This window comes from Streptomyces sp. NPDC002309, assembly GCF_053593375.1.
In genome coordinates, this window is sequence record NZ_JBSFCI010000019.1 from 22,568 (window position 1) to 38,322 (window position 15,755).

14 protein-coding genes are annotated in these 15,755 nt (G+C 71.3%); 8 read left to right on the plus strand and 6 right to left on the minus strand.

Annotated elements, in window-relative coordinates; all coding sequences use genetic code 11:
* Nucleotides 1-6 precede the first annotated feature (6 nt).
* The 8 genes from ACWCPM_RS17580 to ACWCPM_RS17615 all read left to right on the plus strand — a co-directional run bounded on the left by ACWCPM_RS17580 (nucleotide 7) and on the right by ACWCPM_RS17615 (nucleotide 6,604).
* Nucleotides 7-711 carry a MauE/DoxX family redox-associated membrane protein gene (locus ACWCPM_RS17580; protein WP_450977076.1) on the plus strand — a complete coding sequence of 235 codons (705 nt, stop codon included), beginning with the start codon at nucleotides 7-9 and terminating at the stop codon, nucleotides 709-711.
* Entirely contained in the window at nucleotides 687-1,217 is a 531-nt protein-coding gene (locus ACWCPM_RS17585) for a hypothetical protein (protein ID WP_450977077.1), read from the plus strand. Before ACWCPM_RS17580 ends, ACWCPM_RS17585 begins: the two co-directional genes overlap by 25 nt.
* Nucleotides 1,214-2,125, plus strand: a complete 912-nt coding sequence (locus tag ACWCPM_RS17590; protein ID WP_450977078.1) for a peptidoglycan-binding domain-containing protein — start codon at nucleotides 1,214-1,216, stop codon at nucleotides 2,123-2,125. The genes ACWCPM_RS17585 and ACWCPM_RS17590 overlap by 4 nt, the downstream gene beginning before the upstream one ends.
* Nucleotides 2,126-2,314, plus strand: a complete 189-nt coding sequence (locus tag ACWCPM_RS17595; protein ID WP_450977079.1) for a hypothetical protein — start codon at nucleotides 2,126-2,128, stop codon at nucleotides 2,312-2,314.
* A 72-nt stretch (nucleotides 2,315-2,386) separates the two neighbouring features.
* Nucleotides 2,387-2,890 (plus strand): hypothetical protein, encoded by a 504-nt coding sequence (locus ACWCPM_RS17600; protein ID WP_450977080.1) that lies wholly within the window; start codon nucleotides 2,387-2,389, stop codon nucleotides 2,888-2,890.
* A 151-nt stretch (nucleotides 2,891-3,041) separates the two neighbouring features.
* Nucleotides 3,042-3,776: a D-Ala-D-Ala carboxypeptidase family metallohydrolase gene (locus ACWCPM_RS17605; protein ID WP_450977081.1), complete on the plus strand. Its 735-nt coding sequence runs from the start codon at nucleotides 3,042-3,044 to the stop codon at nucleotides 3,774-3,776.
* Between the two features lie 133 nt (nucleotides 3,777-3,909).
* Nucleotides 3,910-5,655, plus strand: coding sequence for a glycoside hydrolase domain-containing protein (locus ACWCPM_RS17610; RefSeq protein WP_450977082.1), 1,746 nt, complete (start codon nucleotides 3,910-3,912; stop codon nucleotides 5,653-5,655).
* Nucleotides 5,656-5,665: 10 nt separating this feature from the next.
* Entirely contained in the window at nucleotides 5,666-6,604 is a 939-nt protein-coding gene (locus ACWCPM_RS17615) for a penicillin-insensitive murein endopeptidase (RefSeq protein ID WP_450977083.1), read from the plus strand.
* 240 nt (nucleotides 6,605-6,844) lie between these two features.
* On the opposite strand, the gene ACWCPM_RS17620 is transcribed toward ACWCPM_RS17615, so the two are convergent.
* The 6 genes from ACWCPM_RS17620 to ACWCPM_RS17645 form a co-directional block, all read right to left on the minus strand.
* Complete coding sequence (locus ACWCPM_RS17620) at nucleotides 6,845-7,789, minus strand: DUF5996 family protein (protein ID WP_450977084.1); 945 nt, start codon at nucleotides 7,787-7,789, stop codon at nucleotides 6,845-6,847.
* A gap of 366 nt (nucleotides 7,790-8,155) precedes the next feature.
* Entirely contained in the window at nucleotides 8,156-9,046 is an 891-nt protein-coding gene (locus ACWCPM_RS17625; RefSeq protein ID WP_450977085.1) for an NAD(P)-dependent oxidoreductase, read from the minus strand.
* 66 nt (nucleotides 9,047-9,112) lie between these two features.
* Complete coding sequence (locus ACWCPM_RS17630; RefSeq protein WP_450977086.1) at nucleotides 9,113-9,652, minus strand: flavin reductase family protein; 540 nt, start codon at nucleotides 9,650-9,652, stop codon at nucleotides 9,113-9,115.
* Nucleotides 9,653-9,934: 282 nt separating this feature from the next.
* Nucleotides 9,935-12,994, minus strand: a complete 3,060-nt coding sequence (locus ACWCPM_RS17635; protein ID WP_450977087.1) for a BTAD domain-containing putative transcriptional regulator — start codon at nucleotides 12,992-12,994, stop codon at nucleotides 9,935-9,937.
* 23 nt (nucleotides 12,995-13,017) lie between these two features.
* Complete coding sequence (locus ACWCPM_RS17640) at nucleotides 13,018-13,878, minus strand: cupin domain-containing protein (RefSeq protein WP_450977088.1); 861 nt, start codon at nucleotides 13,876-13,878, stop codon at nucleotides 13,018-13,020.
* Nucleotides 13,879-14,035: 157 nt separating this feature from the next.
* Nucleotides 14,036-15,568 (minus strand): 4-hydroxyphenylacetate 3-hydroxylase N-terminal domain-containing protein, encoded by a 1,533-nt coding sequence (locus ACWCPM_RS17645; RefSeq protein WP_450977089.1) that lies wholly within the window; start codon nucleotides 15,566-15,568, stop codon nucleotides 14,036-14,038.
* Nucleotides 15,569-15,755 lie beyond the last annotated feature (187 nt).

Below are 15,755 nucleotides of genomic sequence, written 5' to 3' on the forward strand. Positions count from 1 at the left end.
GCCGCGATGACCGGATTCCCCGGCGGGCTCACCGCCTCGATCGTGACACTGACCCTGCTCCTGGGCGCGGTCGCCCACGCCACCCGCCCCGCCGCCCTGGGCGAGGCACTGCGGGCGCACGGGGTGCTGGGCCCCCGCCTGCGGCGCCTCGCGGCCGTCGTCCTGCCGTTCGCCGAGGGCGCCCTGGGGGCGGCCGGCGCCGCCGCGCTGGCGGCGGGTCATGTGCGGGGGCTGCAGGCGGTACTCGCCGCGGCGACCGGACTCTTCGGGCTCTACGCCGGCTACACGCGGCACGTTCTCGCCCTCGGCCGCGGTGGCCCCTGCGGCTGCTCGCGCCGGGACCTTCCCCTGAGCCGCTGGGTGACCCGCCGGGCAGCGGCCCTCGCGGTTCTGGCGTCGGCCGGTGCGGCGCTCGCCGGGACCGGACCGGCGCGGGCCACGACGGCCGAGCAGGTCACGATCATGATCGCGGCACTCGCCTGCACCGCGCTGCTGTGGTCCCTGCCCGCCGCGATGCACGAGCCCGCCGCGCCCGGCCCCGCGACGACCACCGCACAGCGCCCCGCGACAGCGACGCCCACCGGCCGGCCGACGGCCGGGACCACCGTTCACCGGCCGACCACGACCACCGTTCACGCGCCGACCGAGGCGACCGTGCACCGAACCGCCGAAGGAGTGTCGACGCGATGGACTTCACCACCAGCGCGGTGATCGTCTCGTGGGTGGCGATCGCGCTGCTGGCGCTGGTCGTCTCGGGACTGGTCAGACAGGTGCACCAGCTGTCCCGCGCACAGCCGCACCGACCCGGGCGCGTGGGGCTCGCGACCGGCGCGTCCGCACCGGGGCTCACCACGCCCGGTCCCGACGGCCTGCTGCCCGCCGACCGGGCCGCGCTGCTGTTGTTCCTCGACGCCGACTGCGGCACCTGCGGCCAGGTACTCGCCGAGGCCCGCGCCTGGACCGTCCGCCAGGGCGACGGCGCCCCACAGGTGCTCGGGCTCTACGCCGGCCCCGCGCCGCGGGACGCCGAGAGCGCCGTACCGCTGCTGGGCGAACGTCCGGAACTGTTCGCGGCGTACGACATCCCCGCCACCCCCTATGCCGTGGCCGTGGACGCGCAAGGCCGGATCGCGCGTTCGGAGCCGCTCGGTTCGGCCACCGCGCTGCTGCGGCTGCTCGACGACATCCACCCCGCGACGCCGAGGAGCCTGCCGTGACCTCACTGGACGACGTACCCACGCTGCGCCGTTCGGGCGGCGGCCGTACCCGGCCGTGGCGCGCGGACGTGCCGTCCTTCGCCCCGCGCCGACGCACGGTCCTGCAGGCGGCGACAGCCGTGGGCTTCGCCGCGCTCGGGGTGTTCTCCGCCGCGCGGCAGGCCTATGCCGACGGCTACGACATCTGGACGGGCGCCTGTCCGAGCTACGCCGCCGACCACAACTGCTCCCCGGGCTGCGGACCCAGCACGGTCTACGCCGACGCCTGCGTGACGTCCGGCACGAACACGGGCTTCCACCGGTCGGACGGCGTGACCTGGACGCTGCGGCCCAACCAGTGCTACGCCGGGACCTACGACGGCTGGCTGTGGGCGTACAGCGCGGCCTGCGGCACCTGCGGCTGCGGAATCGAGCGGCGCTGCCACGACGGGTACCGCAACACCGGCTCCGGCTGGGTGAAGTCCATCTGCCGCTGGACCACCGAGTGCGGCTGCCCCGGCTCGGTCACCTGGCCCACCACGGGCCGGGGCGCCACCGGGCCCGACGTGTACACCGTCCAGCACCTGCTCGTCTTCCGGGGCCACCCGACCGGGGTGGACGGCATCTTCGGGCCGAACACCGAGACGCGGGTCGAGGAGTTCCAGACGGCGAACGGGCTGAGCCCCACGGGCAGCGTCGGCCCGGCCACCTGGCCCCTCCTGGTGGCCACCGTGCGCCAGGGGGACGTCAACGACGCGGTCCGCGGCGCCCAGCGGCAACTCAGCAAGCACGGCCACGCGCTGAACGTCGACGGCAACTTCGGGGCGCTCACCCGGCAGGCCGTCGTCGCGTTCCAGTCGCTGCACGGCCTGACCGCCGACGGCGTGGTCGGTCAGAACACCTGGCGCACGCTCACCGGGACGGTCTAGGTGACGGGGTCCGGGGCGCGTCCGGCGCGGCCGTACGGCGCGCGTGCCGTACGGGCGTGGCTGACCGAGCCCGCCGTGCCGGTCGCGGTCCTGGGGCTCGCGGCCGTCGCCGCCGTCCTCCACGCGCCCGTGCTGACCTGGGCGATCACCGGCGGATTGGCGGGTTACTCGCTCTCCGGCTCCGTTTGAACGCGTAACAGCGCTTTCGCGCTGGCCTCGCCAGGTTGGCGAGCTACGTACCGCCAGGCAGTCGTCCTCGGCGTGTTCACCCTCGGCCTGCTCGCGGGCGGGGTGCTGACGGCAGGGGTGCTGTGGCTCCTGTCCGGGCTGTTCACACCGCTGCCCGCCGGTGTGCGGCAAGGGCTGATCCTGGCCGCCGCGTCGGCCGCCGCGCTGCGCGACGCGGGCCGGCTGACGCTCCGGCTGCCGCAGAACGCCCGGCAGATCCCGCAGGACGTGCTGCGCCGCCATCTGGCGCGCGGGGCCCTGCAGTTCGGCTTCGAGCTCGGCACGGGCGTGCGCACCTACGTCTCCGCGAGCGCGCCGTACGCGATCGCGGTGGCGGTGCTGCTGTCCGGAGGCTCCTCCGCGCCCGCCCTGGCCGCCGGGCTGGGCTTCGGCGCGGGCCGGGCCCTGACCCCGGCCCTGCGCCGGCTCTCCGGTGACGGGGAGAACTGGGACGACCGGCTCGCACGACGGCTGACGGGCATGACCGTCCTGAGTTCCGCACTCATCGCCACCACCGCCTTCGTGGTGCTCCGCTAGCGTCGCCTTGAGCAACTACCCCTGTCCGCAGTCGAGTTGTGCCGGTGGTCTGGTCCTGTGGCAGATGGTGACAGTGTGGACACGCCCCGGGCCACGCCGCCAGACTCACCTCAACTCCTTGTGGCTCATCAGGACTCAGGACGGAGGCACGATGCTGAGACGTACGGTCCGACTGCTCCTCTCGGTTGTCATGACCATGGCTGCCCTCACGGGCGGCATGCTGGTCACGGCCGGCCCGGCGCAGGCCGACGAGTGCTACACCTGGAACCGCACCCTGTCGGAGGGCATGACGGGCGCCGATGTCACCCAGTTGCAGATCCGGGTGGCGGGACATGTCGACTTCGGCGAGATCCTCTCCGTCGACGGCAACTTCGGCCCCCGTACGAAGGCCGCGGTCATCAAGTTCCAGCAGGCGTACGGGCTGGGGGCGGACGGGGTCGCGGGTTCCCAGACCTTCAGCAAGATCTACGCGCTCCAGGACCCGGACTGCACGCCGATCCACTTCACCTACGCCGAGTTGAACAAGTGCAACTCCGACTGGTCGGGTGGAGCGGTCAGCGCGGCGACGGCCAAGTCCAACGCCCTGCGCACGATGTGGAAGCTGGAGGCCATGCGGCGCGCGATGGGCGACGTCCCGATCGTCGTCACCAGCGGCTTCCGCTCGCACGCCTGCAACAGCGCGGTGGGCGGCGCCGCGAACAGCCGCCATCTGTACGGCGACGCGGCCGACGTGGTCGGCAACCCGTCGTTCTGCCAGCTCGCGCAGCGGGGCCGCTACCACGGCTTCGGCGGCATCTTCGGCCCCGGCTACCCGGGCCACGACGACCACACCCACCTGGACGGACGCACCAGCCGCTCCTGGTCCGCGCCCAGTTGCGGCATCTGACCGGCGCATCCCGCACCCACCGCTCGACGCGGCACGGAGCAGGGCCGCCGTGCCGGGACGCACTCCACGGTCCCGGCACGGCGGCCCGCCGCGCCGCTCTCCCCCGCTCCCCGCACCGAGTTGGAGTGCCCTGATGTCGTCCCGCAACAGCCGGCGCATCCGCGCCGGAACGGCCGTGCTGGCGCTGCTCGCCGGTATCGGAACGTTCTCGGTCCCCGGCCCCGCCCTCGCCGATTCCCCGCCCGAGACCCGGCGGACCGTCACCTACCACGGCTACCGCATCGAGGTGCCCGCCGACTGGCAGGTCGTCGATCTGGCCGAGAACCCGCGCGCCTGCCTCCGCTTCGACAGACCCGCCGTCTACGTGGGCGAGCCCGGCGACCGGAACGACTGCCCCGCCCGGGTCGTCGGCCGTACCGCGGGCGTCGTCGTCGAACCCCTCACCACCCGCTCCGCCCGCCAGGCCACCGCGGCCACCGCGCGGACACCACGGGGCGAGGCCACCGCACCGGCCGCCGCCTCCAGCGACGGCACGATCCAGGTGGCCGTCGAGGACGCCGGGGTCCTCGTCACCGCGGCGCACACCCCCGGGACCGAGAGCCTGGTGCGCCAGGTACTCGCCTCGGCCGAGCTCACCGCGGGCGCCGAGCGCACCGAACTGCCGCGTGCGGCGCAACAGCCCGGCGCCGCCCCGGCCGCGGCCGGACCGCAGCCGGGCTCCTACCTGGGCAAGGGCTTCGACGCCTGCACCGCGCCCTCCCAGGCCGCCATGAACGCCTGGCAGTCGAGTTCGCCCTACAGCGCGGTCGGCGTCTACATCAGCGGCTCCTTCCGCGGGTGCGCCCAGCCGAACCTGACCGCGAGCTGGGTGACCAGTCAGACCGGCAACGGATGGCGTCTGATCCCCATCGACGTCGGCCGCCAGGCACCCTGCACCAGCTACTCGCTGAAGATGTCCTCCGACCCGGCCACCGCCAGGTCCCAGGGCGTCACCGCGGCGGCCGGCGCCGTCAGCGCCGCCTCGAACCTCGGCATCCCGGCGGGCAGCGCCCTCTACAGCGACATCGAGGCGTACACGTCGACGGCCTCCTGCAAGGCCGCCGTGCTGTCGTACCTGTCCGGCTGGACCGAGCGGCTGCACAGCAGCGGCTACCTGTCCGGTTTCTACTCCAGTGCCGCCTCCGGCATCAGGGACGCGGCGAGCGAGTACGACAACGGGGCCTACACGCGGGTCGACCACATCTTCTACGCGTGGTGGAACGGCGCCGCCGACACCGACACCGGTTCCTACGTGCCGTCCACCCGCTGGTCGAACCACCAGCGCATCCACCAGTACGCGGGCGAGGTCACCGAGTCCTACGGCGGCTACTCGATCAACATCGACCGCGACTACCTCGACGTGGGCACCGGCACCCCGCCACCGGCGGACTGCAACGGGACGAACCTCGACTTCACGGCGTACAGCACCGTCCAGAGCGGCTCGACCGGCAACCTCGTCAAGGCGGCCCAGTGCCTGCTGAAGGCCGCCGGGTACGATCCGGGCACCCCTGACGGGATCTTCGGCCCCGACACCACGGCCGCCGCCAGGAACTTCCAGTCGAGCAAGGGGCTGACGGCGGACGGCGCGGTCGGCCCGAGGACCTGGACGGCGCTGCTGTCCCGCGGCTCCACCCCGACCGTCCAGAACGGCTCGACCGGCGAGGCCGTCACCCGTCTCCAGCGTGCGCTGACCGCGGCGCTCGGCCGGACGGTGGGCATCGACGGCATCTTCGGCTCCGGCACCGCACAGGCCGTACGCGACTACCAGTCCTCGCGCGCACTGAGCGTCGACGGCATCGTCGGCCCCGGCACCTGGGGCGCACTCCAGTCAGGAAGGTGAGTCAGAGGTCATGAGACAACTCGGGCGCATCATCGCGCTGTTCGCCGCGGTGGCCGGTCTGCTCCTCGGAGCCGGCCTCCCCGCGCAGGCATTCCCGCAGGCCGCGTTCCCGCTGACGAGCAACGGCAACCGGGGCACCGACGTCGTCGCGCTCCAGCATCTGCTGACCGCGCACGGCCACACGGTCGCCGCGGACGGCGTCTTCGGCTCCGGCACGCGCGGCGCCGTCGTCGCCTTCCAGCAGGCCAAGGGGCTGGCAGCGGACGGCGTCGTCGGGCCCGCCACCTGGGGCGCGCTCGCCGTCACCGTGCGGCAGGGCGACAACGGGGCCGCGGTGACGGCACTCCAGTCGCTGCTCAACGCGAAGCGGGGCGCCGGACTCGGGGCGGACGGCGACTTCGGGCCCGCCACTCAGACGGCGGTGCGCGCCTTCCAGTCCCACGCGGGGATCGGCGTGGACGGGGTGGTCGGGCCGACCACCTGGAAGAACCTGCTCTGGCACTACGAGAACATCGACTTCGGCACGGGTTCGATGTGCGCGCAGAGCCCGGACGGCAACGCCGGAGCCCACTGGGCGACAGCGGGGGCCGTCGGCCAGCTCGAAGCCGCGGCCGCCACGTTCGCCGGTACCGGCAACGGCCGACTGCCGGTCGGCGACGCGGGATTCGAGCACGGCGGGGACATCCCCGGCCACGCCAGCCATGAGGTCGGGATGGACATCGACGTGTGGCCGATCCGCACCGACTCGGGCCAGTGCACCGCCGGTCGTATCACCTGGCAGTCGTCGACCTACGACCGTGCGGCGACCCGCCGGCTCGTCCAGGAGATCCGGGCCAAGGCGCCCGGTCATGTCGAGCTGATCTTCTTCAACGACCCGCAGCTCATCTCGGAAGGTCTGACCACGAGCTACCCGAACCACGACAACCACCTGCACATCCGCTACCGGTAGCCGGCACGCCTAGGGCGTTTCCGGTGCTGCGGTGATCAGTCCGGCGAGCTCTCGCCCGTCCCGCCCGGCCAGGATGTCCTTGAGGACGTCGGCGAGGGTGGTGCGGGCGAGCGCTGGTCGCACCCGTCACCACAGCCGTTCTGCCGTCGAGACGCCCCATGGCCACCTCCCACCTTCACCACGCCGATTCTCCGGCGCCGATGAGCAAGCCGCACGCGGTGGCGGTGCCACCGACCGGTGTCACTGGAAGTCCTGCCAGCGATCGGGGTCGCATTCGAGCATCGCGCGGTCCCACCCTCCACGCTCCGCTGCCGCCTCGTAGGTGGTCTGCAGAAATCCGAGGAGCGCGGCATCCGGGTCGCTCGCGGTGCGTACGTCCTCGTACGGCAGCAGGAACTGGCCGTTCGCCGTGCTGTAGAAGGCCCCGGCCGGGGTGATCGGGTGGTCGGCGAAGCCTGCGGGCTCGGGGTAGGCATAGGCGTAGAAGGCGCCCTCCTCCCCGCCGCCGGGCCAGAAGCCGCAACTGCTGAGTTCGTGGGAGTAGCCCTCGACCATGACCCAGTCACCGCAGTTGGGCGCGCCGCCCGGGTGTTGCGGTGCGCTGCGGCCGGAGAACCGCGTACAGGCCAGGTCCATCGCACCCCAGAAGTAGTGCACCGGACTGACCTTGCCCCCGAACCGCGAGCGGAAGGCGCCCATGACGCGCTGCGCCTGGAGCAGTTGGCGCCAGAAGAGACGGGCCGCCTCGGCGTCGTAGGAGCAGTGGTGGTGATCCTCGGCGAACGGGATCGCCGGCTCCACCTCGTTCGGCTGGGCCTGGATGGGAACCTGGATTCCCAGCTCCTCCAGGGCACGCATCGTCTCGCCGTAGAACTGCGCCACCGGCTTGGGGGCCAGCGCCACACGGCGGACGGCGCCCTCGCTGCTGCGGATGCACAGCTGGTGGTCGATGAAGTCGAACTCGATGTCGAAAGCACCGGTTCCGTACGGGACCGCGGACGTGGTCAGCCCTCGTGGACTCACATAGAGCGTGACCTGCCACCAGTGGTTGACCAGCGGCGCGTGCGCCAGACGCACCTTGCCGACGATCTGGGTCCACATGTGCAGGGTGTCGCGCGTGTCGGCCCAGTCGGCCACCAGGAGGCGCGGCCAGGCGTCGCGCGTGGGCGTTGTCTGCTGTGTCACCGTCGTGCCTTCCGTCCGGTACAAGCAGGTTCACCCCGGAGCGCCCTCGGGACAAATCGAACGGCCCTGTCCGCACGGAGATGCCCGCACGAAGCCGTACGGGCACGGTGAGTGACACTTCGGTCGGTGGGACGACACCAGGTTGCGCCGAGGGGAGCGACCGCTGTCCCCCGCCCCTCCCGTCACGACCGCCCTCCGGTGCTCGACCTCGACCCGGGCATCGAGGAGGCGGTCGGCCGGGAGGCGATCGCCCGGCCGAGCGGCTTCCGCGGGCTCGGGCCGGTGCGGAGCGACGGCCTCACGGCCACCGCACGCACCGGCCCGGTCCTCGACAGGGGGCCGCGGCGGGGCAGGCCGCGAGGCCCGTCAGGAGGAAGGAAGCTGACCGGCCTCCCTCTTCAGCCGGACGAGGAGGGCCATGAAGTCCAGCTCGCCCAGGCCGGTCGACATGCACGCCTGGAGCAACTGCTGCACGACACCCGTGACGGGCAGCGGGACTCCGCCGGCCGCTGCCGCCTCGAGGGCGAGGTCCAGGTCCTTGCGCATGAGCCGCGAGCTGAACGTCGCCGTGTAGTCGTCCGCCAGCAGGGGGCCGATCTTGTACTTCACCAGCGGCGACGCGATGGCCGAGGCTCCGACGACCTCCAGCAGCTTTTCCCGTCGCACGTCATGGGACTCGGCCAACGCGACGCACTCGGCGAGCAGTTCGGCCGTCCCGGCGACCATGAGGTTGAGGGCCAGCTTGATGACGCGGGCGGCCTCCCCCTCGCCGACGTGGAACAGATGGGGGCCGATGTCGCGCAGGAGAGCCGCGACGGACGTGAAGACCTCCTCCTCGCCGGAGGCGATGACCGCGAGATTTCCGGCCCGCACGACACCCGGGTTACCGCTCACCGGGGCACGGAGGTACGCCACACCGCCGGCCGCGGCCGCTGCCGCCACACGACCGGAGACCTCCGTCGAGACGGTGCTCATGTCGATGAGCGTCTTTCCCCTGGCGGCCGCGGTGTTCACGAGCCCGCCCTGCGGCGCCAGCGCCACGTCGGCCAGGGCCCGGGAGTCCGCCAGCATCGTGATGCAGACGTCCGACCGGTCCCAGGCCTCCGAGGGCGCCTCCAGTTCGAACGCGCCCTTCTCCAGCAGGCCGTCGGCCCTGCCCTTCGACCGGTTCCAGACGCCGACCTTGTGGCCCGCGCCGATGAGCCGCTCGGCGATCGCGGTACCCATCTGACCGAGGCCCAGCACGGATACGTCCACGTTCATCTCCTGGGGATGCGGTGCGCGACAGTGCGCAAAGAGGTTGGTGACGGCAGCGAGGGTTCGCTATATCGACGCGGCGAGTTGCCAGTCGAAGGCGAGCTGCGCGTGGGAACTGAGATCGCAGAGACTGCCGAATTTCCCACCGAAGTACACGAGGGGGTCGGAATCGACGGAGTAGCCGCAGCTGACGACCTCGCCGACGAAGATGGTGTGGTCTCCGCCGGCGAACTCCTCCTGGACGTTGCACGAGAAGTGAGCGACCGCGCCGTCGACGACGGGGAGCTCGTGGTCGGTGCGCAGCCCGACGCCGGCGAACTTGTCGTCGCACCGGCTCGCGAACCGCAGCGCGTGGCGCTCCTGGCCCTGGGCGAGCACGCTCACCGCGAAGACCCCGGAGTCGGAGATCGCGTCCCTCGTCGCGAGGGTGTTGCCGACGCAGACCAGCAGCATGAGCGGATCCAGCGAGACGGACGCGACGGCGCTGGCGGTCATTCCCGCCGGCCCGTTCGCAGTCCTGGTCGTGACGATCGTGACGCCGGTCGTGAACCGGGCCATCGCCCCGCGATATGTGGCCTGCATGTCCTGCGCGCTAGATGCACCCATGATGCCCTCCGTTGCCTGTAACGAGATGGCTGAGCGTTTCCCTGGATCAGTAGGACCGAGTGTGGTGGACGACGCGTTTACCGACGCGAAATCGACCGCGCTGTCGGCGCATCCGCATCACGACAGCACTGCCCGCGCGGCCGCATCACGACCGCGCCAACGGCACAAGCCACATCACGACAGCGCTGTCCGCATCACGACAGCGCTGCCCACGCGACCGCATCGCGACCGCCCTGCCCGCATCGCGACCGCGCCAACGGCGCGAGCCGCATCAGGACCGCGCTATCGGCGCAGTTGCATCACGAGTCGGCGGACCTCGTCGGAGGGCGGGACTCCGAGATCCCGCATCCGCGCGACGTACCGCTGGTAGAGGGCCAGCACTCCGTCGTCGGTACCGCTGGCATGCGCGAGCCTGATGGCGAGTTGCCATGCCTGCTCGCGATAGGGGTCCTCGCGCAGCACGCCGTCGACCAGGCCCTTGGCCTCGCGGTACCGGTTCAGCCGATAGGCGAGTTTGGCCGTGTCGACACGAGCCGCCAGGAAGGTCTCACCCAGCAGCCCGCGGCGCTCGGCGACCCATTCACCCGAGATCGTCGCCAGGTAGGGGCCTCTCTCCGCGCTCTCGAGGGCGCGCGACAGCGTCTGGAGGCGGATCTCCCCGTCCTGTCTCCCGGCCTGGGCCACGAGATCGACCGCCCGTTGCGCCGACCCCATGGCCACGGCGGGGCCGACCAGGTGGAAGACGTCGCCGTCCTGCGCCGGGCCCAGGCCCTCGGGCAGCGCCTCGCGGAGCCGGTAGAGCGCCTGCCGCAGATAGCTGCGGCCGGCGGCGTCGTTGCGGCCCCCGAACAGCGCCCCGAGCAGTTCCTCACGGGTCGCCCTGCGGTCAGGTGCCCAGAGCAGGTAGCTGAGGAGTTCGAGGCTCTTGGTCAGCCGGGGCTGGGTGATCTGCCCGTCGACCGTGAGGACCGGCTCGCCGAACTCCTCCAGCACCAGGCGGGGCGTGTTCACGTTCACCCGTATCGGATGCTGGCCGGAGAGGGCGGCCAGGATCTCGTGCCAGGGCGACATACGGCTGGACCTGGTGTCCGCGGCTCTGGCCGCGACCTGCGGCACGTCCGACAGCGCCGTCAGCAGCAGGTGCTGCGTCCCGCGCGTCGAGGCGGAGACCATCGCGAGGTCGGCCGTGGCGTCGGACTCGGCCTCCAGTCCGAGACGCCACTGCGCCTCGGCGAGGTACACGGCGGCCGTCGGGAGTTCGAGGTGGCGGTCTCCGCTCTGCATGCTCCGCACGCAGGCCGCGAGGTGTTCGTGCCCCTCGGCGTCCCGGTTCTGCAGGAGCATCGACAGACCGGACCACAACTGCCACATGTCGCGGGTGAGGCTGTACTCCGACGCTCCGGAGGCGGCCGCCTCCGCGAGCAGGCGGTCGGCGCGCCGGGTGTCACCGCCGAGGCGCAGCCACAGCTTGGCCTCGCCGATGAGGCTCAGGTTCATGTACACCTTCGAGCCGGTGGCCGCGATGAGTTCCCTCCCGCGCGCGATGGACGAGCACGCCTCCTCTCCGCGGCCGAGGTCGAGCATGAGGTCGACGGCGTCGACGGCGTGCAGCCACACCGGCTGCGAGGAGTTCCGGCGAGGCTCGAACATCGACATGGCGGCGTCGAGTCGCCCGGTGACACGCAGCGCGGCGACGACCCACGGGCCGCCGAGGATCGTGCGCCAGGGGTCGAACGACCCCGGGTCGTCGAGTCCTTCGAGCCGGCCGCGCAGAAAGGCCAGTCGCATCAGCAGACCGTCGAGCGGGCCCGAGGGAGTGGTCGAGTACTCCGGGAACGGCGGTGGCTCCTCGCCCGTGGCCAGCGCGATCAGCGTGAACGCGATGCGCCGGTTGCGGCCCGGCGGCAGCCGGTCCGCCAGGGAGCGCGCCTCCTCGATCCGCCCGCGGTGCCACAGGCACCAGGCGGCCAGGACATGTGCCTCCTCGAAGTCGCCGGACCCCGGCTCCGGAAGCCAGTCGTAGCCATGGCGGTCGACGAGTTCCGCCCCGCGTTCACACTGTTCCAGCGCGAAGGCGACACGCAGGATGACGGAGCCGATCTCCGGGGTCGGCGTCCGGGCCGAGGCTCCGAGGGCGTCGAGCCACCGCGCAGCGGGCGCGAAGTCCATCCGCGCCACCAGGCTGGGGAGTGCCACGGCGGCCAGTCTGCCGGCCGCCTCCACGTCCCCGAGCCGGAGCAGCTCGTCCACCGCCTCCTCGTGTGCGCCGCCGGCGATCAGGACGTCCGCGTGCCTGCGGCGCACCTCGTCGAGCGTCCTCGAGTCCTCCCGTCCGAGGGTCTCGACGAGGAAGTCACGGAACACCGGGTGCGGTGTCATCCGCGTGCCGTCCGAGGTCCACGTCACCGGCAGGTGCCGGGTGCGGAGGCCCGCCATGACCTGCGCCGCGTTCTCCTGGCCCAGCGCCCTGGCGCCCTCGGCCGAGACCTCGGCCAGCAGGCTCGTATGAAGGAGAAACGTTCTCTCAACCTGGGTGAGCGAGTTGAAGACGTTCGCCGCGACATACGAACGCAGCAGTTCGGGATCCATCCGGCCGGAGTTCCCATGACGCCAGCCCTCGAACAGGACGCCGGTGACCCAGCCCCCCGTTGCCGCCACCGCCTGTGCCGGGTGCACGTCGTCCCGGCCGACGTTGCACAGGGCCGTGGCGGCTTCCTGCGCGTCGAAGGAGAGATCGCCCTCGACCAGCTCCCCCACCCGGTCGCGCTCGGCCGTCGAGCCCGGATCGAGCCGGACGTCGACGCGCGAGATCAGCACGAGGTTCACGCCGGCCGGCAGATAGCGGGCGAACGAGGACAGCACCGCGGTGCAGGTCTCGTCCGGGGCGACGCGTTCCACGTTGTCGCACACGAGGATGAGGCCGCTGCCCTGGAGGCTCTCGGCCAGCAGTCCGGCCGCCTCACCGATGTGAAGACTGCTGCTCAGGGCATCGGACGCCACGTCGGCCGCGCTCGGGACGGCGCCCTCGACGGCCGCTTCGAGGTAGACGAGCAGGCGGCCGGCCGCCTGCTCGGTACCGTCGAGCGACAGCCAGGCGACGGGCCTGTCGAGGTCACGGACGGCGAGTGCCACCGCCGTGGTCTTCCCCGCCCCGGCCGTCGCGAAGACGTTCACGACGGTGTGACGGTCGAGCAGGCCCCTCAACTGCCGACTGAGCCTTTCGCGATCGACGACGTCCTTCGCCGGCTCCGGTATCGCCAGCTTGCGTCGGATGATCGTGCGATGCTGCCGGCCCGGCGCCATGGTGTCGCTCGGCCGACCGAATATGGAGTCGCCGCCCATCGAACGTTGCGCCTCCGTGGTCCTCAGTGCTCCTCCGGGAGCGCACGCCAGTCGTCAGGGAAGAAAAATGCGTCGGAAGCAGGCGGGACCGGCGACTGTACCTCGACCCAACGCGCCGGTTCCGCACGCTCGTTGACGAAGCCATGGGTGCCGTCCGTCCCCACCCACACGAGATCACCGGTCTCGACGACCTCGTCCTTGCCGTCCAGGGTCCCTCGCATTCCGCCGGATGTGAAGTAGTAGATCTCTTCGAATGGGTGGTAGTGGACCTTGGCCGCCTGTCCCGGGCCGGACATCGGCGCGATCTCGGAGACGAAGACGGTGTGGTGCTGGGCCCCCAGGAGCTGGTCGACCATCATCCTCAGGCTGATGTTCCTGATGTTCGGGCCGTGGTAGCCGGGCATCGACAGCTGCGCGTAGGGGGCCATGTCGGAGTCGTCGAAGTGGCCGACCCAGCGGTGCCGGGGGTCGGTCTCGGACGGGCGGCCCAGGTTCTCACCCGGCGACGGCTTCGCGGCGATGCGGCTGCGGGCGCCGTCGAACGTGGGCGGCTTCGGGGCGCGCACCCCGATCCATGTCAGCCCCTCGTCGCCGGCGGACAGCGAGTGGGCGACACCGACAGGGGCGACTCCGTAGTCACCGGAGCCGAGGTCGTAGCGCAGTCCGGCATAGGCGGCCTCGCCCGATCCGCCGGTGACGAACCACGACTCCTCGAAGGGGCAGCGGGTCCAGCCCGTGGTCGCTCCGGGAGCCAGCTCGTACAGGCTCACCTCCAGGTGGGCCGCGCCGTGCTCGTGCCCGACCAGGAGGGCCTGTCGAAGACCGGGGACGCCTTGGACCGCGGTGAACTTCCGCTCCGAGGCGCGCGAGATGTGGTAAGCCATGTCGACCTCTCCGTACGCACGCGAGGGTGGCCGCGGGGCGTTCCTCGCCTGGTGGATGCTGATGGCTGTGGGGGCGGCCGGTACCGGGGGAAATCGGGGAGGGCGGGTGGTTCGTGGCCGCCGTCGGCCACGAACCACCCCGCGCATCGTGCTCGGCTCAGCGGACCACTGAACCCGCGGTGGCACGTGCGCCGTCGAGACGCCGGGCGTACTCCGCCTGCTCGGTGTAGGACGTGACCTCGGGGGCGTCGGCCGGCTGAAGGCCGCAGACCTTCCGGGCCAGGTCCGTGATCGGTCCGTTGGGCGACAGCTCCGAGCGCTTCATCGTGAGCATCCGCGTGCCGAGCATCGGGGTCCCGTTGAACTGCTCGAAGGTGCTCACCCGGTCACCGAAGTCGGAGAGGAACAGGTCACGGATGACACGCGAGATGCGCAGACGGTCGTACGGTTCGCCGACCGCGCCGGCCTGCAGCGGCGCGAGCCAGTCGTGGAGTTCGGGGTTGTTCCACTGCTCCTCGGTGGGGAACAGCAGCGAGGCACGACCGGCGAGGTCGATGACCTCGTGCCGCATCTCGTGGTACCGCTCCAGGTAGTAGGACCTGCCGAAGTCGAAGAGCAGGACGTTCGGCTTGTAGAGGCCCGACGGCGAGATGAATCCCTCCGCCTCGGACGCGAGCACGTGTGCGCGGATCGTCGTGTAGAACTCGATGAGCCGTGCCAGGCGGGCCTGGACCGGCGGCAGCTGATAGGTGCCGAGGTGCTCGGTGATCAGCATCGCGAGGCCGGCCATGAGCTCGGCCCGGACCATCGTCCGGATGAGTGCCTCGTAGTGCAGCCAGTCGAAGATGCGCTGCGGGTACAGGGAGGCGTGTTCGGTGTTGCCCATGTGGAAGACGTGCTCCCACGGAATGAACACGTTGTCGAAGATGACGGTGCATTCGAGCTCGTCACCGGTCGAGGAGATCGGGTGGTTCTCGGGGTCGTCACGAACCGTCGCCTCGCGTGAGACCATCGCGACGCCCGGGGCGTTCGCGGGACACACGCCGTAGAGGACCTGCTCGCTCTCGATTCCCGGGCGGTAGAAGACACCGATGTGAATGTAGTCGGCGAAGGGCGTACCGGTGCTCACGGCCTTGACGCCCTTGACGACGATGCCGTCCTCGCGGGTCTCCACGATGCGCAGCGCGCTCTTGGCCGCGTGCGTCCGGGACCGGTCGATCTGGGGGTCGATGAAGGCGAAGGCGCAGTTGTAGTCCTCCTCCTTCACCATCTCCAGGAACTTGCGAATGCCCACGGTCAGGTCGCGCCCGTCGGTGCCCACGGACTGGTCGCTCCAGGGCTGCGGGTCCTCTTCGTAGGTGATGAGGCCGTAGTTGTTCGCGCACGGGGTCCGCCCGATGGAGCCGCCGTCGAGCTCCCGGATCACGGTCTCCAGGTACACGCGCTTGCGCCGCATGCCCTCGTAGTCCTCGTGCCGGAACCACATCATCGAACGACGCACACCCTCGTCGTCGACGAAGGTCATGACGTCCTGCATCTTCGGCTCGTGGTGCAGGTCGTAGAACTTCGCGATGCGCTGGGCCGCCGCCTTGGTCAGCGGGTGGGTCGTGACGTCGTCGACCCGCTCCCCTCCGACCCAGACAACGCGTCCGTCCCTGAGAGACTCCAAGTACTGGTCGCCAGTTCGCATGAATTGCCACCTTCTCCGCTTGTCCCAAGCACTTTCGTGCGGGGAATGTTCTTTTCGGTTCCGCCGATCACGTCCCGTCGACGGAACGTCGTCGGGGAATACCGCGGAACCGTCGGTGAACTTGCTCTCGAGGCGTCGGAAGCCGGGAAGTCGGCGCCGCTGCCGGCAGCCGATTTCCCCGGACATT